A 20,933-nucleotide genomic window follows, 5' to 3' on the forward strand; every position below is an offset into this window, starting at 1 on the left:
AGAGATGTCCAAGACCACGCGCGCGACACAGGTTCTTTCACAGGCAGGCATCGCCTTCACGGTCCATACCTATGACTACGACCCCAATGCCGAGCGCGTCGGACTGCAGGCGGCCGAAGCGCTCGGCGAGCCGCCGCATCGAGTGCTGAAGACGCTGATGGCGGAGGTGGACGGCAAACCAGTCTGCGTCGTCGTGCCGTCGGATCGCGAGGTCAGCATGAAGAAGCTGGCGAGCGCCTTTCACGGCAAATCGGCCAGCATGATGAAGCCTGCCGATGCCGAACGGCTGACGGGCTATCATGTCGGCGGCATCAGCCCTTTCGGCCAGAAGAAGACCGTGCCGACGGCGATCGAGGAAGCCGCGCTCGGCGAACCGCTCGTCTATATCAATGGCGGCCAGCGCGGGCTGCAGGTGCGGCTCGATCCAAAGGATGCGTTGAAGGCGCTGAAGGCTGTCGCCGTGCCGCTGATTGCCTGATCGGAGCATGATACCGAAAAGCGTGAGCGGTTTTCGGACGACATCATGCTGTTGAATCTAGAGGAAGCGGTCGAGCAGGCCGGCGATCGCCTTGGCCTCGTTTTCGGCAAGCTTGCAGCCGATATGGGTCTCGATCGATCTGGCATAGACGGTCCATATGCGCTCACGAAGCTTTCGGCCGGCATCTGTGATCACCACCCAGCGGCCGCGCCCGTCTTCAGTGAAGGCCTCGCGCCGGACCAAGCCCTCTTTTTCCAACCGATCGATCAGCCGGGAAAGATTATACTGGGCCAGCAATGTCCGCGCTTCGATCTCGTAGGGGCGTAGCTTGCCGTCTTGCGAGCGCGCCAATTCCCACAGCACGTCGTACCAGGCGAGCGGCGGCATGCCGGCCGCCTTCAGGTCGGCTTCGATGGCAGCGAGCAGCCGCTCGCGGGCGCGCATGATGCTCGTCCAGGCAGTGGTGACCGCTTCGCTCGGCTTCGACGATTTTTCAGACATAAATGCAAGTACATCTATCTTGAATTTCGCTGCAAGCGATATTAGATGCATTTACATCTATCCTCATTGCCAAGGAGAGCGCCATGAGCAAGCTTACCCTCGTCAGCCATCATCTCTGCCCCTATGTGCAGCGCGCCGCGATCGCACTGCTCGAAAAGGGCGTGCCCTTCGAGCGCATCAATATTGATCTTGCCAACAAGCCCGACTGGTTCCTGAAGATCTCGCCGCTCGGCAAGGTGCCGCTGCTGCGGATCGAGGAGGAGGATGGCAGCGAGGCGGTGCTGTTCGAAAGCAGCGTCATCTGCGAATATCTGGAGGAAACGCAGCCAGGTGTGGCGCTGCATCCGAAAGATGCGCTGGCGCGTGCCCGCCATCGCGGCTGGATGGAATTCGGTTCGTCCGTGCTTTCCGATCTCTGGGGCTATGAGACGGCGCAGGTTGCGGACCAGCTGGACGCCAAGCGCACGGCGCTCATCTCCAAATTCGCGACGCTCGAGACCGTGCTGACGGATGGGCCGTATTTCGCCGGCAACGACTTCAGCCTCGTCGACGCTGTCTTTGCACCGGTCTTTCGGTATTTCGATCTCTTCGACACGCTCGGCGACAGCGACATCTTCGAAGGGCTTGAGCGTGTAAAGCGTTGGCGCAAGGCGCTCTCCGAGCGGGCAAGCGTCAAGGCCGCCGTTGGCGAAGACTACCCGCAGCGGCTGATGGAATTCCTCGAAAAACATAACTCGGTCCTGCTCAGGCTGCCTGCCGCAGCTTAAAGCCCCGCCAGCGGCCGGACATATAATCCGGCCGCTTGCAATTCGGCAGCGGCGCGCTTCATTTTCGCCGCAAACGGGTCTAAGTCTTCCAGCCTCCCACCGTCGATGACAGAAGGCAGGTTGAACGATGACTTTCATGCCCCAGAGCCAGAACACCGTTGATCCCGTCAAGCTGGAAAAGCTTGCGGAAGTCGCCGTCAAAGTCGGGCTGCAGCTGCAAAAGGGTCAGGACCTGGTGATTACCGCGCCTGTCGTGGCGCTGCCGCTCGTCCGCCTGATCACCAAACATGCCTATCTGGCCGGCGCCGGGCTGGTCTCCGCCTTCTATTCCGACGAGGAAACGACGCTGGCGCGCTATCAATATGGCAGCGACGAGGGTTTCGACCGCGCCTCCAGCTGGCTCTACGAGGGCATGGCCAAGGCCTATGCCAATGGGGCTGCCCGTCTCGCGGTCGCCGGCGACAACCCAATGCTGCTCTCCGAGCAGGATGCCGGCAAGGTCGGCCGCGCCAATCGCGCCAACTCGACCGCCTACAAGCCGGCGCTGGAGAAGATCTCGAATTTCGACATCAACTGGAACATCGTCTCCTACCCGAACCCCTCCTGGGCCAAGGTGGTCTTCCCCGACGATCCGGAACCGATTGCGATCGCCAAGCTCGCCAAAGCGATCTTTGCCGCCTCGCGCGTGGATTTGCACGATCCGGTCGCCGCCTGGGCCGAGCACAATGCTAATCTTGCCAAGCGCAGCGCCTGGCTGAACGGCGAGCGTTTCGCCTCGCTGCATTTCCAGGGACCGGGCACCGACCTGACTATCGGCCTTGCCGACGGGCATGAATGGCATGGCGGCGCTTCCACTGCCAAGAACGGCATTACCTGCAATCCGAATATCCCGACCGAGGAAGTGTTCACCACGCCGCATGCGCTACGCGTCGAGGGCCATGTTTCGAGCACCAAGCCGCTTTCCCACCAGGGCACGCTGATCGACAATATCCAGGTGCACTTCGAGGGCGGGCGTATTGTCGAGGCTAAGGCCTCGCGCGGCGAAGAGGTCTTGAACAAGGTGCTCGATACCGACGAGGGCGCCCGCCGGCTCGGCGAAGTGGCGCTCGTGCCGCATTCCTCGCCGATCTCGGCCAGCGGCATCCTGTTCTACAACACGCTGTTCGACGAAAACGCCTCGTGCCACATCGCGCTCGGTCAGTGCTATTCCAAATGTTTCCTCGATGGTGCGACACTGAGCCAGGAGCAGATCAAGGCACAGGGCGGAAATTCCAGCCTGATCCATATCGACTGGATGATCGGCTCCGATAAGGTCGATATCGACGGCATCAAGCCGGATGGTTCACGGGTTCCGGTGATGCGGCAGGGCGAATGGGCCTGAGCGGCGGCGTCGTGCGCTGACAGAGCCAGACGCTGGCAAGCACCATAGCGAAACCGCCGATCTGCACCGGCGTCAGGCTCTGGCCGAGCGCCAGCAAGCCGAGCAGGGTCGCAACCAGCGGGCTCAAAAAGCCGAGCGAGGCAACCGCCGAGGGCTCGATGCGCGACAGGCCGCGGAACCAGAGCAGATAGGTAAAGGCTGCGCCGATCAGCCCGAGATAGGCAATGCCGGCAATGTTTGCGGCAGTCGGCATCGGCAGCGCCGGTTCCAGGAAAAAGGCAAAGGGCACCAGCAGCATGCCGCCCGCCGTCAGTTGCCAGGCGGTGAAGGTGAGGTTTGAAACCGGCGGCGCCCAGCGACGCGTCAGCACCGTGCCGAAGGCCATCGAGACTGCGCCGGCGAAACCGGCAGCGACACCTATCGGATCGAGCCCCGCCTTCGGCGTCAGCACCAGCAGTCCGACGCCGGCCATGCCGACGAGACCGGCGAGCACGGCAAGCGGCCGGATCGGGTTGCCGAGAAAAAGCCGCGACAAAGCGATGACGATCAGCGGCTGCACGGCGCCCACCGTTGCGGCAACGCCGCCCGGCAGCCTGTAGGCCGAGACGAAGAGCATCGCCCAGAAGAACGAGAAGTTCAGCGCGCCGAGAACGAAAGCCCTTCCCCACCAGATGCCGAAAGGCAGCTTTCTGACCAGGAAGAGAAGCAGCAGGCCAGCCGGCAGGGCGCGCAGCATCGCAACCGTCAGCGGATATCCGGCCGGCAGGAAAGCGGTGGTGACGATATAGGTGCTCCCCCAGATGGCGGGTGCGAGCGCGGTTGCCATAAGATCGGCGACATAGCGTGAATTTGTCTTCATATCAAGAATCTCTATTTCAAGATAAATTCATCCTACACCTTATTATCTTGACGTCAAGATAATGAATGATATCGATGGAGCATGAGCGAAGATCGCAAGTTGGACCATGTCGACAAGATCCTGGCGCAATGGCGGCGCGAACGGCCGGACCTCGACGTCGAACCGATGGGCATCCTCGGACGGCTAAAACGCCTGAGCACCCATCTTGGCCGCGAGGTGGAGGCCGTGCTCATGCAGCAGGGGCTTTCGTCCTCCGCATTCGACGTGCTGGCGACGCTGCGCCGCGCAGGCTCCCCCCACCGGCTGTCGCCGGGGGAGCTTCTGGAGATGACCATGGTCAGCTCCGGCACGATGACGAACCGCATCGACCAACTGGAGAAGGCGGGCTACGTAGAACGTATCCTCAATCCGGAGGATCGCAGGAGCGTGCTCATCGCGCTGACGGAAAAAGGGCTTGCGACGGTGGAGACCGCCGTCGATGCGCATGTCGCCAATCAACACCGGCTGTCGCAAAATCTGAGCGCCGCCGACAAGGCGGAACTCGACAGGCTGCTGCGCAAGTTTCTAGCTGACTTCGAATAGCGCCTATCGAATTGCCGATAGCAGCTTGCGCACGCGATCGAGATGCGCCCTGCGCTTTGCATCGGTGGCCCGGTCCATGTCGTGCAGGCTAAGCATTTTGAAATTCAGCCGCTTCGAGCAGAAGGCAGCGATGCCGCGCTTCAAGAGCCGGCGCACTGGATCGCCCATGTAGAGACGCACCAGCCACCAGGGCGAGCCTGTCGTCGTCAGCGCATAGAGCAGCCTGATATGGGTCAGCTGCGGCACGATACGGCCGCCGGCGGCATCATGGCTGAAGGCGACCCCGGGGGCGAAGATGCGGTCAAAAAAGCCCTTGAGAATGGCGGGGAAATTGAACCACCATTGCGGAAAGACGAGAATGAGGCCATCGGCAGCATTCAGGCGGGCAACGATATCGGCTACGGCCGAGGTGTCATAGGGCTGGTCGAAATAGCCGCCGCGCTCAGCCTTCGAAAGGCGTGGATCGAAATTCTCGGCATAGAGATCGAGCAGATCGACAACATGGCCGGAGGCCTCCAGCGCTTCGCGGGCCGTGTGCGCCACGGCAGCGGCGAAACTGTCCTCCAACGGATGGGCAAGCACCAGCAGGATTCGCATCGTCAGAACAGGCTTCCCTGCTTCGGTGGTTCGGCGGGTTTCGGGTTGCGCTTCCTGACACCGGCCGGCGGTGTGCCGCCTTCCGTGGTCATGGCGCCGACACGGCCGTCGGCGAATTCGATGGCGATGCCCATGCCGGCGGAGAGTTGAGCAGCCTGTGAGACCGGCCTGTTATCCTCATCGCGAATGACGGCGTAACCGCGCTTCAGCACATTCTTATAGGAGAGCGACTGCAACACGCGGTCCTGCGCGGAAAGCTCGGCACGCGCGCGGGTCAGCTGGTGGCGGACCGCCGTATCGGCATGGCGAGAAAGATTGCCAAGGCGTTCGCGACCGCGGTCGGTCTGGATCTTCAGCCTGGCCGGCAGTGAGGCGAGGATGGTTTCGGCGCGGTCGACGCGCGATTTCGAGCGGTCGATCAGCCGCTCGACCATGCGCTCGGCCCGGACCATACGCTCATTCAGCGTCTGGCGGCGCTCGGCGATGCGGCCGGCGAGGAGATCGGGGCGCAGATGCGCAGCGGCGCGCTCGAAGCCGCGGCGCTTGTTGATGGTGTTGAGCTCAAGCCCGCGGCCGAGGCCGGCTGCCGCCTCGTCGAAACGGCGGCGCGGCAAGGCGAGAAGCTGATCGAGCGACGGTAATGCCCGCATCAGAGCACGCACCGACTGGCGGCGCTGATCCATCTGCCGGTTCATGCAGCCCTGCAGGCGCGCGGCAACAATGGCGGCCTGCGCCTCGAGTTCCGCCTTGACGGGGACCGCCATTTCCGCGGCCCCGGTCGGCGTTGGCGCACGGACATCGGCGGCATAGTCGATCAGCGTCCAGTCGGTTTCGTGCCCGACGGCCGAGATCAGCGGTATTTCGCTTTCGGCGGCGGCACGCACGACGATTTCGTCGTTGAAGCTCCAGAGATCTTCAAGGCTGCCGCCGCCGCGCGCGACGATCAGCACATCCGGGCGCGGGATGGCGCCTGAAGGTTCCAGCGCGTTGAAGCCGCGGATGGCGTTTGCCACCTCCTCGCCGGACCCCTCGCCCTGCACCTTCACCGGCCAGACGAGGACATGCACCGGAAAACGATCAGAGATGCGGTGAAGAATATCGCGGATCACGGCGCCGGTCGGCGAGGTGACGACGCCGATCACGCTGGGCATGAAGGGCAGCCGCTTCTTGCGGGCGGGATCGAACAAGCCCTCGGCGCCGAGCTTGCGTTTGCGCTCCTCGATCAGCGCCATCAGCGCGCCGGCGCCGGCCGGCTCCAGCGTCTCGATGACGATCTGATATTTCGAAGAGCCCGGAAAGGTGGTGACCTTGCCGGTGGCGATGACTTCCATGCCCTCTTCCGGACGGAACTTCAGCCGCGAGAAGGTGCCCTTCCAGATGACGGCGTCGATGCGGGCGCGATCGTCCTTCAGCGCGAAATATGCGTGGCCCGAGGAGTGCGGCCCGCGATAGCCTGATATTTCGCCGCGCACGCGAACCTGGTCGAAAGCGGTTTCGACGGTGCGCTTGATCGAGCCGGAAAGTTCCGAAACAGAATATTCGGCGAGGTTGGTCGGCGAATCGCCGTCGAAGACGTTGCTCATCCCCTCTTTCTATGTCCAACCGCGGCAAACGGAAAGATCGGCACTGGCATTGGGATCGGTTTTCCCGGTCATTGAGATAGGTCGATCGAGGGGTTTGTAGCCTTGCGTTGAGCGCGCTCCCTCCTGGCATCCTGCACATGCACTCGTTGCAGCTACGCGAATAAACAACAAAATCGAGTAAATATGTTTGGTTGCGGAACCGATAGTTAGAATATGCGTTTTACCCGAAAGGGATTGCTAACCACCGCAATATAAAGGCTTTTCGGCGAGGACCGCCGGTAAATCTTTGTTAGTTGGCGCTTCTTATGCTTCCCCTCGTTATCTCTGGGAAGGTGCTGAAATGATTTTTCTCACAGCAGCAGCATTGGGCGTCAGCGCCGGGCAGATGCGTTCAGCAGGCGTGATCGCGCTGGTGGCGGCGCTGATCGGAATGACATTCGCGCTGGCGGCGATAACCTCGCCCGGCCCGGTGTCCATTCTGGCATTCGTCTATGCCGTGCTCGGCTATAATGGCGGCCTTATGCTTTTCGTGATCGGGCTCTATGCCAATCAGCGCCTTCGTCGCGCCACGCGCGTTTCGCACTGACAAGCGCGTCGCGATCTTTCAGATTTGCTTCCCGCGATTGCTTTGTTTTTACGCATGTCGTTGTCGCGACATGCTTTATCCCATCTGAAGATTGCCGGCGTCAATTCGTCGCCGGCCGATAGCGAAAGAACTGCACGCCCACATCCGCCGCCTTCGGAAGCGGTTCCAAATAGGGCGGGATATTGCCTTTGCCGAGCTCAGCATAGAGCCCGTCCGGCTTCAGCTTGGCGATTTCACGCGTCTGCAGGTCGCCGGGGCAGAAGGCAAGCACCATCACGCCAGTCCCCTTCAGGAAGGCTTCCGCCTCCTGCGGCTTGGCCATGCCGATATGCAGTTCCGTCAGCATACCGCCTTGATTGCGATGATAGGGCGCGGAGAGAACCCGGTTCTTGGTGAAGCGGAGGATCGGCACGCCCATTTCCGACGGCGCCGAGACCAGTCCGGCCGAAAGCCCGGCGAGCGGCGCCAGCGCCGCTTGCGATGTGCAGGAAATTTCCTTTGCCGGCTTCGGCGACGTCTTCTGGGCAGTATTCTCCATCTGCAGCGAGATAAACCCGCCACCGACGGCCCAGGCGGCCGGAGCACTGGCGAGCACGGTCACGATATAAACGAAGGCGGCGGCGACATTCTCGTTGTCGCGGTTGGAGATGCGCTTGATATCGATGATCAGCAGGGCAAGCGGCAGGATCGAGATCAGGTTCGAGAAGGTGGAACCGCGCACCTGGACCAGTGCGATTGCCCAGCTCGTCATCAGCAGGAAGAGCAGGATCAGGTGGATCTGCACGCGGTCACGCTTGATGACGCGGAAGATGCAGACGGCGATACCGAACAGGCCGGCCGCATAGAAGCCACCGATCGAGAAGGGATCGGTGCGCCCGAGAACGAAAACCGACTGCGCTTCCGAAACATTCCTCAGCCAGAGTTCGACCAGCATCGGATCGAGACCGGCCAGCGGATCGCTCAGGCATTGCGGTGCGATCACCACCGCCGAACCGAGAACGCCGGCGCCGACGACAGCGAGCGCGGCAAAGCGCAAGGGCCGGCGCTGGCGGCTCGCGAAAACCGCCGAAAACAACAGCAGCCCGCCGCCGATCGCCGCCAGGCTGTAATAGCCGAGCGAGAGATTGTCGCAGGTGACCATCGAATAAAGCCGGGGCGGCACTGTTGCGAAGAAGAGGATGCTGATCGCAATCGCCAGCGCCAGCCCGAAGGCCTTCGCGGCGGCAGCGAAATCTTCGCCCTCCCATGCCCAGAGCAGGGCAATGGTCAGGCAGACGGCGGCGACGAAAGGTGTCGTCTCGGCGCCGATGGCGATGGCGATGGCTGCCGCGATGCCGGCAACCGCATAGCTCCAAGCGCGACGCTCGGGATCCAGCAGCATCGCGATCATCGTCGCGACCAACGCCAGCTGTGCATTGTGATGATCGATGGCGCCCGGCGCGAAACGGTTTCCGGTGTAGATCGCAAGACCGGTCAAGCCGAGACTGATATGCATGGCGGCAACGCCGCCAATGCGCCGACCGGCAACCGCCATGGCGAGCATGGCAGGCAGGATGAGCGATACCGGCCAGACGCCGAGCGCCAGCGCCTCGGCCGTCTCATGGGGTACAAACAGGCCGAAGAACCAGATCAGCGAGGCGATCGGCAGATCGATCAGCCGCGACCAGTGCATCAGCGTGCCGCCGTCGAGGCCGAGACGGTATTGCATCAGATCGAACCAGCCCTGCCCGGCCAGAAAATCGCGAACCTCGACGAGACGCATTCCGTCGTCATTGTCGGGGCCGACGTAATCGGTGGCACCGGAAAGCTTGGTGATGAGGATGGCGGCGGCAAGGATGACGCTATAGGCGATGACAACAGGCCAGAGACGCGCCAGCAGGTCGCGCAGCCCGCTTCTGGGAGCGTCGATCGCGGAGGATGCATGGGTGATCGGCTGCACAGCGTTCATTGTGGTTAGCGGTTCGTTTCCAGGTAGCGAAGTTTAACCGGCGCCGATCAAGAAAGTGTAAAGCCGTTTGTGGCAGCGCTGATTTTGCCTGCGTCATAGGGTCTTATTAACGGCGCGTGATTTAGGCTGAGCGCGGCTTTCAGTGTAACGAGTAGAGTCATGGCCCGATCGCGTACCGACAATCTGAATATTGCCGTCCTGCTTCCCTGCTATAATGAAGCGGCGACGATCGGCCCTGTCGTGCAGGGTTTCCGGGCGACGCTGCCCGATGCTGCGATCCATGTCTACGACAATAATTCCACCGACGGCACCGCGCTGCAGGCAATGCTTGCCGGCGCGCATGTCATGCGCGAGCGGCGCCAGGGCAAGGGCCATGTCGTGCGCCGCATGTTTGCCGATATCGACGCCGACATCTACATCATCGCCGACGGCGACGGCACCTATGCGCCCGAGGATGCCGAGGAACTGGTGCGCACGCTGCTGACCGAGCGCGCCGACATGGTCGTCGGCACGAGGCGCGGCGTGCACGCCGATGCCGGCCGTCAGGGCCATGCGCTCGGCAACCGGCTTTTCAACCTGCTTTACCGGATGATCTTCGGCCCCGATTTCACCGATATCTTTTCCGGTTACCGCGCGTTTTCGCGCCGCTTCGTCAAGAGCTTCCCGGCGGTATCGGGCGGCTTCGAGATCGAAACCGAAATGTCGGTGCATGCCTCGCGGCTGAAGCTGCCGGTCAGCGAGCTGGAGCTCGACTACGGCCGCCGGCCGGAAGGCTCGCACTCCAAGCTTTCGACGTTCCGTGACGGCGCCAAGATCCTCTGGATGTTCGCGATGCTGATGAAGGAAACCCGGCCCTTCGCCTTTTTCAGCGCGATCAGCGCCACCTTCATGCTGGCGAGCCTCGGCTTCATGGCGCCAGTGCTGGCGGAATATTTCGAGACGGGTCTCGTCAGCCGCATGCCGACCTGGGTGCTGTCGACGGCGCTGATGATGATCTCCTTCATGCTGTTCACCGCCGGCGTCATCCTGGATTCCGTTGCGCGCGCCCGCGCCGAACAGCTCCGTATCCACTATATGGGCCTGGAGAGGCCGAGCGCGTTGAAGGCGCCGCTCAACAACGCAGGGCCGGTATCGCGCGCGCGTCCCGGCAAGGCGGATGCGGCATGAGAAAGCTCATCCGCTTCGCCATTGCCGGCGGCATCGGCTTCCTCGTCGATGCCGGCATCCTGTCGGCGCTGCTCCATCTGACGCCGCTCGGGCCGTTTCTGGCGCGGCTCATCGCGATCGCCTTCGCCATGGCGGCGACCTGGGCTTTCAATCGGAGCTTCACCTTCGATCGCTCCGGCCGTTCGCTTGCCGCCGAAGGTTTCCGCTACGGTTCGGTCGGGGTGACGGCAGCGCTGGTCAATTACGGGCTCTATTCCGCGCTGCTGCTGTCGCTGCCGGCGCTTCAGCCGCTGGCGGCCATGGTGATCGCCAGCGTCGCCTCGATGATCTTCAGCTTCTTCGGCTATTCGCGCTTTGTCTTCCGCGCCGAGTGATTAGAGCGCCGCGCGTCCAATAGGACGCGCTAAGGACGCTCTAATCCTCTGAAGTGGCGCATAATCCTTTCCGAAAATCGATTCCGATTTAGGGGTTATGCGCTAAACTGCTTTCCAGCCGTCCTTCTCGCTGGCCCGGTAGATCGCATCGATCACCTTCTGGTTCAGCTTCGAATTTTCGAGGGTGACGATCTCTTCCTTGCCGTTCTTCACCGCCCGGGCGAAGGCCTCGACCTGCCGCTTGTACTGGCGGCTGTCCTGGAAGCGGAAGATGCGCGATTCAGCGTGGCTGCGGTTGGCAAGCTCGATCTCCTCAGGTCCCCAGCGATTGGCGTTGAACGGCGACTTGAGCTCGATGTAACCTTCGGTGCCGTGAAAAACCATGACCTGACGGTTGGCCATCTGCGTCGAGATATAGAAACTCAGCTCGAAATCGCCGAAGTCGGCCTTGACGCTCGAATAGATATCCGTGCCGAAATCCGCATCGCGCTCGGTGATCGCCTGGATCCAGAGCGGCTCCTTGCCGGTGGAAAAACGCGTGCCCATGACGGGATAGACGCCGATATCGGGAAGGCCGCCGCCGCCGAGCTCGGGGACGTTGCGCATGTTGGCGGGGTCGCGGTTGAAATAGGTGAAGGCGCCCTGCACATGCCGGAGCGAACCGATGGCGCCCTCGTCGATCAACGAGCGCACCTTCTGCCAGACCGGAGAATAGGTGATCATATAGGCTTCGGTGACCACCACACGGTTGCGGTCGCGGGCGGCGATCAGATCGTCGATATCACTGGCCTTGAGCGCCAACGGCTTTTCGCAGAGCACGTGCTTGCCGGCATCTGCCGCCTTGATCGACCATTCGATATGCTGCGAGGTCGGCAGCGGGATGTAGACGGCGTCGATGAGGTCGGAAGCCAGCATCTCCTCGTAGGAGCCGAAGGCATGCGGCACCGAGAAACGGTCGGCCATCTCCCTTGCACGCGTGAGATCACGACTGGCAATCGCCGTGACGACGCAATTCTCCGCATCCTGGATCGCCGGAACGACATTGTCGCGGCCGATCTTCGCCGTTGAAATGATACCGAAACGCAGCATGATCCAAGTCTCCCGAAACTGATTTCCGCGAACCATATTCAGGCCTTAGCTGCGGCGCAATGGCGCGGCCTGAAATCACGGAAGTTTGCCTTCCCGGATGCGCGGATCGCACTAAGTTGGTCGGGGCGGCGCTCTGCCGTATCCGCGATTTCAATTGCTTCACACTTCTGGAGAGCGTCATGGAAATGCGCCGGCTTGGAAAAACAGGTCTATCGGTCGCGCCGATCGTCATCGGCGGCAATGTCTTCGGCTGGACGGCCGACGAAAAAACATCCTTCGCCATTCTCGATGCCTTCTTCGACGCGGGCCTGAACACGATCGATACGGCTGATGTCTATTCCGCCTGGGTTCCGGGCAACAAGGTCGGCGATTCCGAAGAGATCATCGGGCGCTGGCTAAGCCAGGCAAAGATCTCCCGCGACAAGGCCGTCATTTTCACCAAAGTCGGCTCCGACATGGGACAGGGAAAGACGCTGAAGCAAACCTATGTCCTGAAGGCGGTCGAGGATTCGCTGCGCCGGCTGCAGACCGATTATATCGACCTCTATCTCTCGCACTGGCCGGATGAAGATACGCCGCATGAGGAAACGCTCGGCGCCTTTGCCAAGCTGAAGCAGCAGGGCAAGATCCGCGCGATCGGCTGCTCGAACTATGATGCGACACTGCTTCAGGCTTCCTTCGACGCTGCCGAAAAGGCCGGCTTGCCGCGGTACGATGTGTTGCAGCCGGAATATAATCTCTATGAACGTTCGAGCTTCGAGGGGCCGCTTGCCGATCTCTGCGTCGAAGAAGACATCGGCGTCATCACCTATTTCAGCCTTGCCGCCGGCTTCCTCACCGGCAAATACCGCAACAAGGCCGATACGGAAGGCCGCGCACGCGAGGGCCGGGTTTCGAAATATCTCGACGACAAAGGCCTGCGCATCCTGGCCGCACTCGACAAGGTTTCGGCCGAGACCGGTGCCAAGCCTGCGGAAATTTCGCTCGCCTGGCTGCTGCGCAAGAAGGGTGTGACGGCGCCGATCGCCAGTGCAACCAGCCTTTCGCAGCTTGAAAGCCTGGCGAAATCGGCGACACTTGCGCTTTCCGATGACGCGATGGCGCTGCTCGACCAAGCCGGCGCCTGAAAGAAAGAGATGCCATGACCGTGACGATACGTGATGCCCGCCCCGAGGACGAAGCCCGGTGGCGCGAACTTTGGGCGGCCTATCTCGCCTTTTACGACGTCACGGTCGATGCCGATATCACCGATTCCACATGGCGCCGGGTCTTCGATCCGGATTCGGCGATTTCGATGCGCGTCGCCGAGGTCGACGGCCGGATCATGGGCTTTGCGCTCTATCTCACGCATGAGGGCACGTGGATCCGCGGCAGGGACTGCTATCTCGAAGACCTGTTCGTCGATGCCGATGCGCGCGGCAAGGGCGTCGGGCGGGCACTGATGGACGATCTCGTTTCGACCTGCAAAGCCAGGGGCTGGTCGCGGCTCTATTGGCATACGAGCGAGCAGAACAGAACCGCGCGGGCGCTCTATGACAGCTATGTCGAGAGCGACGGCCATATCCGCTATCGCATCACCTTCTGAGCGTAGGAAATCCCTCGTAAAAGGCAGTGTGATCGCCTGCCCAATTGGCCATGCCGGGTTTGGTGAGGATGCCGCGCGGGCTGACATAACTCTGGATCACCCGCTTCGGCCGTTCGTGCCACTGGATATTGAAGGCCCAGAGCTTGGGAAAGAAGCAGAGCGAGGCATAAGGCAGGTGGTCGTGAATCCACCAGGCGAGCCGCTGCCAGTCGCTTTCATCGTGGTAATGGTCGACCATCCACGGCACGGCAATGCAGACGGCAGCACCCATGCAGCCGTCAAAGTCCCTCATATCCCAGATGTGATGCGCTGATGTGGACGCATTGGTCGAACAGTTCAGATTGTTCTCGTTGCCGAACCTGTTGACCGCGGGCGAACGATAGCCGGATCGGATATGCAGGCGACCGAACGTTGCCTCCAGCGGCTCCAACAATTCCTCGCAGAGCCTCTTGCCCGCCTCGATCGCCAGATCGGGATCTTCGGGGATATTGGGAATGCGGTAGAAATCGGCGATTTCGGAATGCAGGAAATCGCGGAGGAAGAAGTTTGGCGACAGCCGCACACGGCCAAGATCCTCCAGACCTTTCATCGAACCGGGCTTTCGCATGACTTTACCCCCTCACATCGACGGCAGGAATCATCGCCCGGCACCGATTTCCAGTCCACCCGAAATCGATCGGGAACAATTAGCGCGATCTTCGCTTCTTAATGTGTCGCCGCATTCGCGGTTTTCCCCAGAACAAGGATCGAGAAAATGGCCAAGGAAAAGACGTTGGAAGATCTCTTCTATGACACGCTGAAGGACATCTACTTCGCCGAACGGCAGATATTGCGCGCCCTGCCGAAGATGGCGCGGGCCGCCCAATCCTCAGAACTGAAGAAGGGCTTCGAAAAACACCGTGAGCAGACCGAAGGACATGTCGAACGCCTGCAGCAGGTATTCGAACTGATGGGCAAACGCGCGCAGGGCAAGACCTGCGAGGCGATCCAGGGCATCATCGCCGAGGGCGAGGAAATCATGGAGGAATTCAAGGGCACGGCGGCTCTCGATGCCGGCCTGATTTCTGCCGCCCAATCCGTCGAGCATTATGAAATCGCCCGTTACGGCACGCTGAAGACCTGGGCCGCGACCCTCGGCCTCAAGGATGCCGTCAGCCTGCTCGACCAGACGCTGCAGGAGGAAACGGCGACCGACAAGATCCTCTCCCAGCTCGCCACCACGGCGGCAAACCAGAAGGCAAAGGCTGCCTGATGCATAAGGCGCCCTAGTAAGTACGGGCGGCCCGGTTTCCATTCCTTACCGGCCGCCCTTATCCTGCCCGCTGTATCTGAAGAAGTCGATGAAGGCGCGTAGCGCCGGCCGCATCTGTCGCCGGGTGGGATAATAGAGAAACGGCCCGGCATAGGGCGCGCACCAATCCTCCAGCACCCGCACAAGCTTGCCGCTCGCCAGTTCGGCATCGACCCGCATGTCGAAGAGATAGGCAAGGCCGGCACCGTTCAGTGCTGCGAGCAGGGCCAGCCGATCCTCGCTGACAACAAGCGGCCCGTCGACCGAAACGACAAGTTCCTGCCCGTCCTTTTCGAATTCCCAGCGATAGATCGAGCCGTTGGTGAAGCGCCGCTTGATGCAGCGATGATGGACGAGATCGCCCGGATGCTCCGGCTTCGGATGGTGCTCGAAATATTCGGGCGAAGCGGCGATCACCGTCGTCAGATCGGGCGAGACTCTGACCGCGATCATATCGGCCTCCAGGCTCTCCTCCAGCCGGATACCGGCATCGAAACCCTCCTTGACGATATCGGTGAAGCCATCCTCATTGGCGATTTCCAGCGTGATATCGGGATAGAGGTTGAGAAAGTCGCCGAGCCGCGGAGCAAGCAGCAGATCGGAGGCGAAGCGCGGCGCGGTGATGCGCAGGTTTCCGGCCGGCTTGGCGCGCGTATCGCGGACGGCCTCCAAGGCAATATCGATCTCCTCGAGTGCGGGACGAAGTCTTTCAAGCAGCAGGCGGCCCTCTTCCGTCGGCGCGACGCTGCGGGTGGTGCGCGCCAGAAGCCGCACCCCCAGACTTTCCTCGAGGCTCGATATCGCATGGCTGATGGCCGAGGGCGCGACGAGGAGTTCCTTCGCCGCCGCCCGGAAGCTGCGATGCTCCGAGACGGCGGCGAGAACGGCGAGTTGCGAAAGCTGTGTTCTGTTCATTGATCGAAATAATAGAACAACCTGTTAGAAACTGCATGTATTTTCTGATTGATGTAGCGGCAATATGATTTGCCCGTACCGCAACCGATCGAGCGGTTCAAAATCAGCTCAAAGGAGCACGTGATGAAAACCAGGAAACTCGGAAACGAATTGACCGTCTCTGCCGTCGGCCTTGGCTGCATGGGCATGAGCTTTGCCTATGGCGCCAGCGACGATGCGGAATCAATCAGGACGCTGCATCGCGCCATCAATCTCGGCGTAACCTTCTTCGACACCGCCGAAGTCTACGGTCCCTTTACCAACGAGGTTCTTCTCGGCAAAGCGCTGAAGGCGTTCCGCGACCGCGTGGTGATCGCCACCAAATTCGGCTTCAAGATCGATGCCAGCAAGCCGGGTACTGCCGCCATCACCGGCGTCGACAGCCGCCCCGAGCATGTGCGCGCCGTGGCCGAAGCCTCGCTGAAACGCCTCGGCATCGAGACCATCGACCTCTTCTACCAGCACCGGGTCGATCCCAACGTGCCGATCGAAGAGACGGTCGGCGTCATGGCGGAACTGGTGAAGGAAGGGAAAGTCCGCGCCCTCGGGCTTTCGGAAGCCGGCAGCGCCACCATTCGTCGCGCGCATGCGGTCCATCCGATCGCAGCCTTGCAGAGCGAATATTCGCTCTGGACGCGCGATCCCGAAGAGGAGGTGCTTGCCACCTGCCGCGAACTCGGCATCGGCTTCGTGCCTTACAGCCCGCTGGGCCGTGGCTTCCTGACCGGGGCGATCCGCAAGGCGGAGGATCTCGACGCGGACGATTTCCGCCGGCAGGTGCCACGTTTCCAGGCGGAAAATTTCGACGCCAATGCCGCCCTCGTCGCGACGCTCGAGCGGCTGGCCGCCGAGAAGGGCGTTACGGCAGCACAGCTGGCGCTCGCCTGGGTGTTGAACCAGGGCGATGACATCGTGCCGATACCGGGCGCCCGCAAGCTTCATCATCTCGAACAGAACGCCGCTGCCGCCGATATCGTGCTGAGCCGGGCGGAACTCGCGAGGCTTGAAGAGGTCATCCCGGCCGGGCAGGTGGCTGGAAAACGTTACTCGGATGCCTCGCTTGCGATGACGAACATCTGAACCTGAAAAAGCCCGGTCGGCGCAACCGGCCGGGCTTGCCTTCGGGGCTGGCGAAACTATTTAACGCCATCTCGAAGAACGGGATGAAAATATGTCGGACAGGCAGGCAGTCGAACAGACGGTTCATCTCTATGTCGAAGGCATGGCCTTCGCCAATGAGGCAGCCTTGAAAAAGGCCTTTCATCCGAAAAGCTCGATCATCGGCCATTACGAAAATGCGGTCGAATGGCTGACGCGGGACGAATTCATCGCCGCGATCCTGCAGGAGGAGCCGGCGCCGCCCGGCACGCAGCCCTACATGGACATCCAGAGCGTCGATGTCGAAGGCGATGCGGCGAGCGTCAAGGTCACCGACGATTTCGCCGGCATGCGCTTTACTGATTATCTCTCGCTGCTGAAGATCGACGGCCGCTGGACGATCGTCAGTAAGCTCTACCATCTGCATCTGTGAAAAGACCGGCCGCTATTCGCGACCGGTCCATTATCTGGCTACGTTGGGTGAAGCTCAGCTTCTGAGGACACCGCCGGTGAATTTCGCAACGCTGGCGACGATCTTCTGCGTCAGCGCTTCGAAATCCTCATCCGTCAGCGTGCGCTCGACCGGCTGGATCTGAACCTCGATCGCCACCGATTTCTTGCCGTCGCCAACCGACGCGCCCTCGAAGATGTCGAAGACGTTGACGCCGGTCACCAGCTTGCGGTCGGCGCCAGTGGCAGCCTTGACGATGGCGCCAGCTTCCACTGCCTTGTCGACGACGAAGGCGAAGTCGCGCCGCACCACCTGGAAGGGCGACAGCTCGAGCGCCGGCTTGGTCCGCGTCGCCTTGCGCTTGGCCTCCGGCATGGCATCGACATAGACCTCGAAGCCGGAGAGCGCGCCGGAGACATCGAGCGCTTCCAGCGTCAGCGGATGGAATTCGCCGAAATAGCCGAGCACGACTTTCGGCCCCATCTTGATCGTGCCGGAGCGGCCGGGATGATACCATTCCGGTCCACCCTGCTCGATCTGGATATTGCCCATCGGCAGGCCGCAGGCTTCGATGACGGCGAGCGCATCGGCCTTGGCGTCGAAGACGTCGACCGGCTTGCCGCCGCCCTTGGCGGGATTCGACCAGGCGCGACCGGCGCCGGCAAGCGAGGCCGTGCCGCGGCGAATGCCGCCGGCCACGCGGCGCTGACCGTCCGGCCGATCGTTCTCATAAGTGCCGGACACCTCGAAGAGGGCGACGTCGCCATAACCCTTGTCGGCATTGCGCTGGGCTGCGGTCAGCAGGCCCGGCAGAAGCGACGGGCGCATATCCGACATTTCGGCGGCGATCGGGTTGGCAAGCTTGAGGGCGGGCGAACCGCCGCCGAAGAGCATTGCCTGGTCTTCCGGAATGAAGGACCAGGTGACGGCTTCGAGCATGCCGCGCGCGGCGAGCGCCCGCTTAGCGAGGCGGCTGCGGATCTGCAGCGTCGTCAGGATCTTGGCGTTGACGGCCGCATGGCTTTCGAGCGGCGCCGGCTTGATATTGTCGACGCCGTGAATGCGCATGACCTCTTCGACGAGATCGGCCTTGCCATCGACATCGGGGCGCCAGGAGGGAACGGCGACGGAGACGCGCTCGCCGGAACCGGAGACCTTGAAGCCAAGACGCGTTAGAATCGTGCAGCTTTCCTCATTCGAGACGTCGAGGCCCGTCAGGCGCTTGACCTCCGAATAGGGGAAATCGACGATCTTCGGTTCGTAACCTTTGTGGCCGACGACCTCGGGCTTGGCGGCCTTGCCGCCGCAAAGTTCCAGCACCAGTTCCGTCGTGCGTTCGAGACCGGGGACCATATAGTCCGGATCGACGCCGCGTTCGAAGCGGTAGCGGGCGTCGGTGATAATGCCCAGGCTGCGGCCTGACTTGGCGATGTTCATCGGGTCCCAGAGGGCAGATTCGATTAGCACGTCGACGGTGTTCTCGTCGCAGCCGGAATGTTCGCCGCCCATGATGCCGCCGATCGATTCGATGCCGTTTTCATCGGCAATGACGACGTTGTTCGGCGAGAGCTTGTATTCGCGCTGGTCGAGCGCCAGTACCGTCTCGCCCTCGACGGCGCGGCGGACTGTCAGGTTGCCGTTGATCTTGGCGGCATCGAAGACGTGGATCGGCCGCCCCTGATCGAAGGTCATGTAATTGGTGACATCAACAAGCGCATTGATGGGGCGCAGGCCGATGGCGATCAGCCGCTGCTGCATCCAGCGCGGGCTCGGGCCGTTCCTGACACCGCGCACGAGGCGCAGCGCAAAGCCCGGGCAGAGCTTCGGATCGTCGAGATCGAGCGTCAGCTTCACCGGCGTCTCGCCTTCGACGGCGAAGGACGGCGCGGGCCGCGTCTTCAGCGTGCCGAGGCCGGAGGCTGCGAGATCTCGGGCGATGCCGTGGATCGAGGTGCAGTCCGGCCGGTTGGGTGTCAGGTTGATCTCGATGACCGGATCATCGAGATGCGCATAGGCGGCATAACTCTGGCCGACCGGCGCGTCGTCCGGCAGGTCGATAATGCCGTCGTGACTGTCGGAGATCTGCAGCTCCTTTTCGGAGCACATCATGCCATGGCTTTCGACGCCGCGGATATTGCCGACGGCAAGCGTCACATCGATACCGGGAACATAGGTTCCGGGCGCTGCGAAGGCGCCAACAAGACCGGCGCGCGCATTCGGGGCGCCGCAGACGACCTGGGCCGGCGCGCCGGAACCGGTATCGACCATCAGCACCTTCAGGCGATCGGCCTGCGGATGTTTTTCGGCCGAGACGACCCTGGCGATAACAAAGGGCTTGAAGGCCGCCTTGTCGTCGACATCCTCGACCTCCAGCCCAATCTCGGTGAGGCGCGTGCAAATTTCATCGAGGCCGGCATCCGTTTCCAGATGCTCTTTCAGCCAGGAGAGCGTGAATTTCATCGTCCCAATTCTCCGTTCAAGCGCTGAGGCCGCCGAACAGCGTCGGCATGTCGAGCGGGCGGAAGCCGTAATGCGTCATCCAGCGGACGTCGGCGTTGAAGAAGTCGCGCAGGTCGGGCATGCCGTATTTCAGCATGGCGATGCGGTCGAGGCCCATGCCCCAGGCAAAGCCCTGATATTCGTCAGGATCGAGCCCGCCGTAGCGCAGCACGTTCGGGTGGACCATGCCGCAGCCGAGGATTTCCATCCAGTCGGTGCCCTCGCCGAACTTGACGATCGGGCCGGAGCGGTCGCACTGGATATCGACCTCGAAGGAGGGCTCGGTGAAGGGGAAGAAGGACGGGCGAAAACGCATCGTCACGCTGTCGACCTCGAAGAAGGTCTTGCAGAATTCTTCCAGCACCCAGCGGAGGTTGGCGACATTGGCCTTCTTATCGACCACCAGGCCTTCGACCTGATGGAACATCGGCGAATGCGTGGCGTCCGAGTCCTGGCGGTAGGTCTTGCCGGGAATGATGATGCGGATCGGCGGCGTCTGCGCCTCCATGGTGCGCACCTGCACCGGCGAGGTATGGGTGCGCAGCACCTTGCGCTCGCCATTCTCATCCCGGTTGAAGAAGAAAGTGTCGTGCATCTCGCGGGCCGGATGGCCCTCGGGGAAATTCAGCGCGGTGAAATTGTAATAATCGGTCTCGATGTCGGGACCTTCGGCGATCGAGAAGCCCATGTCGGCGAAGATCGCGGTGATCTCATCGACGATCTGGCTGATCGGATGAATACGGCCGCGCTCGGCCGGCGAAGAGCGCACCGGCAGGCTGACATCGACCGTCTCGGCCTTCAGCCGAGCATCGATCGCCGCTTGCCGCAGCGTCGTCTTGCGGGCGGTGAGCGCCTCGGTCACCGCGTTCTTCAGAACGTTGATCGCCGCGCCCTTGCTCTGGCGCTCCTCCGGCGTCATGGCGCCGAGCGTCTTCAACAGTTCGGAGACGGAGCCCTTCTTGCCGAGGGCGGAAACACGCACGGCTTCCAGCGCCGTTTCGTCATCGGCGGCGGCGATTTCTGCGAGCAGCGATGTGTTGAGCTGGTCGATATCTGACATTGTCACTTCTTTCCGTCCAGTATCAGGCGGGCGATCGGGAGGCAGGCGGCGCCGGCCGGCGCCAGGAATATAAAGAAAGAAAA

The 20,933-nt window shown here is 61.9% G+C and carries 21 protein-coding genes and 1 pseudogene; 12 read left to right on the plus strand and 10 right to left on the minus strand.

Going from position 1 to position 20,933, the window contains the following annotated elements:
- Window positions 1-4: 4 nt before the first annotated feature.
- Entirely contained in the window at window positions 5-478 is a 474-nt protein-coding gene (ybaK, locus tag HFO99_RS08990) for a Cys-tRNA(Pro) deacylase (RefSeq protein WP_222248463.1), read from the plus strand.
- Window positions 479-535: 57 nt separating this feature from the next.
- Here the strand turns inward: ybaK and HFO99_RS08995 are convergent, their stop codons facing one another.
- Window positions 536-979, minus strand: a complete 444-nt coding sequence (locus HFO99_RS08995) for a MarR family winged helix-turn-helix transcriptional regulator (RefSeq protein WP_222360670.1) — start codon at window positions 977-979, stop codon at window positions 536-538.
- A gap of 83 nt (window positions 980-1,062) precedes the next feature.
- Between HFO99_RS08995 and HFO99_RS09000 the strand changes: the two genes are divergently transcribed.
- Window positions 1,063-1,746: a glutathione S-transferase family protein gene (locus HFO99_RS09000; RefSeq protein ID WP_222360672.1), complete on the plus strand. Its 684-nt coding sequence runs from the start codon at window positions 1,063-1,065 to the stop codon at window positions 1,744-1,746.
- Window positions 1,747-1,873: 127 nt separating this feature from the next.
- Window positions 1,874-3,127, plus strand: coding sequence for an aminopeptidase (locus HFO99_RS09005; protein ID WP_222360674.1), 1,254 nt, complete (start codon window positions 1,874-1,876; stop codon window positions 3,125-3,127).
- Here the strand turns inward: HFO99_RS09005 and HFO99_RS09010 are convergent.
- Window positions 3,075-3,986, minus strand: coding sequence for an EamA family transporter (locus tag HFO99_RS09010; RefSeq protein ID WP_222360676.1), 912 nt, complete (start codon window positions 3,984-3,986; stop codon window positions 3,075-3,077). The genes HFO99_RS09005 and HFO99_RS09010 overlap by 53 nt on opposite strands.
- A gap of 81 nt (window positions 3,987-4,067) precedes the next feature.
- Between HFO99_RS09010 and HFO99_RS09015 the strand changes: the two genes are divergently transcribed.
- Window positions 4,068-4,568 carry a MarR family winged helix-turn-helix transcriptional regulator gene (locus HFO99_RS09015; RefSeq protein ID WP_222360678.1) on the plus strand — a complete coding sequence of 167 codons (501 nt, stop codon included), beginning with the start codon at window positions 4,068-4,070 and terminating at the stop codon, window positions 4,566-4,568.
- Window positions 4,569-4,571: 3 nt separating this feature from the next.
- Here the strand turns inward: HFO99_RS09015 and HFO99_RS09020 are convergent, their stop codons facing one another.
- Window positions 4,572-5,165, minus strand: coding sequence for an NAD(P)H-dependent oxidoreductase (locus tag HFO99_RS09020; protein ID WP_222360680.1), 594 nt, complete (start codon window positions 5,163-5,165; stop codon window positions 4,572-4,574).
- Window positions 5,166-5,167: 2 nt separating this feature from the next.
- Window positions 5,168-6,748 carry an exodeoxyribonuclease VII large subunit gene (gene xseA, locus HFO99_RS09025; protein WP_222360682.1) on the minus strand — a complete coding sequence of 527 codons (1,581 nt, stop codon included), beginning with the start codon at window positions 6,746-6,748 and terminating at the stop codon, window positions 5,168-5,170.
- A 340-nt stretch (window positions 6,749-7,088) separates the two neighbouring features.
- Between xseA and HFO99_RS09030 the strand changes: the two genes are divergently transcribed.
- Window positions 7,089-7,334 (plus strand): hypothetical protein, encoded by a 246-nt coding sequence (locus HFO99_RS09030; protein ID WP_222248472.1) that lies wholly within the window; start codon window positions 7,089-7,091, stop codon window positions 7,332-7,334.
- 100 nt (window positions 7,335-7,434) lie between these two features.
- Here HFO99_RS09030 and HFO99_RS09035 read toward each other — a convergent pair whose 3' ends face one another.
- A complete protein-coding gene (locus HFO99_RS09035) occupies window positions 7,435-9,282 on the minus strand; it encodes a hypothetical protein (protein WP_222360685.1) in 1,848 nt (615 codons plus the stop codon).
- 159 nt (window positions 9,283-9,441) lie between these two features.
- Here HFO99_RS09035 and HFO99_RS09040 point away from each other — a divergent pair, with 159 nt between their 5' ends.
- Window positions 9,442-10,449, plus strand: a complete 1,008-nt coding sequence (locus HFO99_RS09040) for a glycosyltransferase (protein WP_222360687.1) — start codon at window positions 9,442-9,444, stop codon at window positions 10,447-10,449.
- Entirely contained in the window at window positions 10,446-10,823 is a 378-nt protein-coding gene (locus tag HFO99_RS09045) for a GtrA family protein (protein ID WP_222360689.1), read from the plus strand. Before HFO99_RS09040 ends, HFO99_RS09045 begins: the two co-directional genes overlap by 4 nt.
- A 102-nt stretch (window positions 10,824-10,925) precedes the next feature.
- Here the strand turns inward: HFO99_RS09045 and HFO99_RS09050 are convergent, their stop codons facing one another.
- Window positions 10,926-11,912, minus strand: coding sequence for a Gfo/Idh/MocA family protein (locus HFO99_RS09050; RefSeq protein WP_222360691.1), 987 nt, complete (start codon window positions 11,910-11,912; stop codon window positions 10,926-10,928).
- Between the two features lie 179 nt (window positions 11,913-12,091).
- Here HFO99_RS09050 and HFO99_RS09055 point away from each other — a divergent pair, with 179 nt between their 5' ends.
- On the plus strand, window positions 12,092-13,039 hold the full coding sequence (locus tag HFO99_RS09055) for an aldo/keto reductase (protein ID WP_222360693.1): 948 nt from the start codon (window positions 12,092-12,094) through the stop codon (window positions 13,037-13,039).
- Window positions 13,040-13,053: 14 nt separating this feature from the next.
- Window positions 13,054-13,497, plus strand: coding sequence for a GNAT family N-acetyltransferase (locus HFO99_RS09060; protein ID WP_222332529.1), 444 nt, complete (start codon window positions 13,054-13,056; stop codon window positions 13,495-13,497).
- Here HFO99_RS09060 and HFO99_RS09065 read toward each other — a convergent pair.
- Window positions 13,487-14,138, minus strand: a pseudogene (locus HFO99_RS09065) (hypothetical protein). The gene HFO99_RS09060 and the pseudogene HFO99_RS09065 sit on opposite strands and share 11 nt — an antisense overlap.
- Window positions 14,139-14,251: 113 nt before the next feature.
- Between HFO99_RS09065 and HFO99_RS09070 the strand changes: the two are divergent.
- Window positions 14,252-14,749, plus strand: coding sequence for a ferritin-like domain-containing protein (locus HFO99_RS09070; protein ID WP_222332531.1), 498 nt, complete (start codon window positions 14,252-14,254; stop codon window positions 14,747-14,749).
- Between the two features lie 45 nt (window positions 14,750-14,794).
- Here HFO99_RS09070 and HFO99_RS09075 read toward each other — a convergent pair whose 3' ends face one another.
- The gene (locus HFO99_RS09075) at window positions 14,795-15,703 is read right to left on the minus strand and encodes a LysR family transcriptional regulator (protein WP_222360696.1); all 909 of its coding nucleotides are present in this window, start codon (window positions 15,701-15,703) and stop codon (window positions 14,795-14,797) included.
- Window positions 15,704-15,826: 123 nt separating this feature from the next.
- Here HFO99_RS09075 and HFO99_RS09080 point away from each other — a divergent pair, with 123 nt between their 5' ends.
- Together HFO99_RS09080 and HFO99_RS09085 are read left to right on the plus strand one after the other, a co-directional pair.
- On the plus strand, window positions 15,827-16,822 hold the full coding sequence (locus HFO99_RS09080; protein WP_222360698.1) for an aldo/keto reductase: 996 nt from the start codon (window positions 15,827-15,829) through the stop codon (window positions 16,820-16,822).
- Window positions 16,823-16,913: 91 nt separating this feature from the next.
- Window positions 16,914-17,273 (plus strand): nuclear transport factor 2 family protein, encoded by a 360-nt coding sequence (locus HFO99_RS09085; protein WP_017966590.1) that lies wholly within the window; start codon window positions 16,914-16,916, stop codon window positions 17,271-17,273.
- A 54-nt stretch (window positions 17,274-17,327) separates the two neighbouring features.
- On the opposite strand, the gene pheT is transcribed toward HFO99_RS09085, so the two are convergent.
- Together pheT and pheS are read right to left on the minus strand one after the other, a co-directional pair.
- Window positions 17,328-19,751, minus strand: coding sequence for a phenylalanine--tRNA ligase subunit beta (gene pheT, locus HFO99_RS09090; protein ID WP_222360700.1), 2,424 nt, complete (start codon window positions 19,749-19,751; stop codon window positions 17,328-17,330).
- A 16-nt stretch (window positions 19,752-19,767) separates the two neighbouring features.
- The gene (gene pheS, locus HFO99_RS09095; protein ID WP_222360702.1) at window positions 19,768-20,850 is read right to left on the minus strand and encodes a phenylalanine--tRNA ligase subunit alpha; all 1,083 of its coding nucleotides are present in this window, start codon (window positions 20,848-20,850) and stop codon (window positions 19,768-19,770) included.
- Between the last annotated feature and the right edge of the window lie 83 nt (window positions 20,851-20,933).

The organism is Rhizobium leguminosarum, assembly GCF_019798305.1.
In the GTDB taxonomy this organism is placed as follows: Bacteria; Pseudomonadota; Alphaproteobacteria; order Rhizobiales; family Rhizobiaceae; genus Rhizobium; species Rhizobium leguminosarum_U.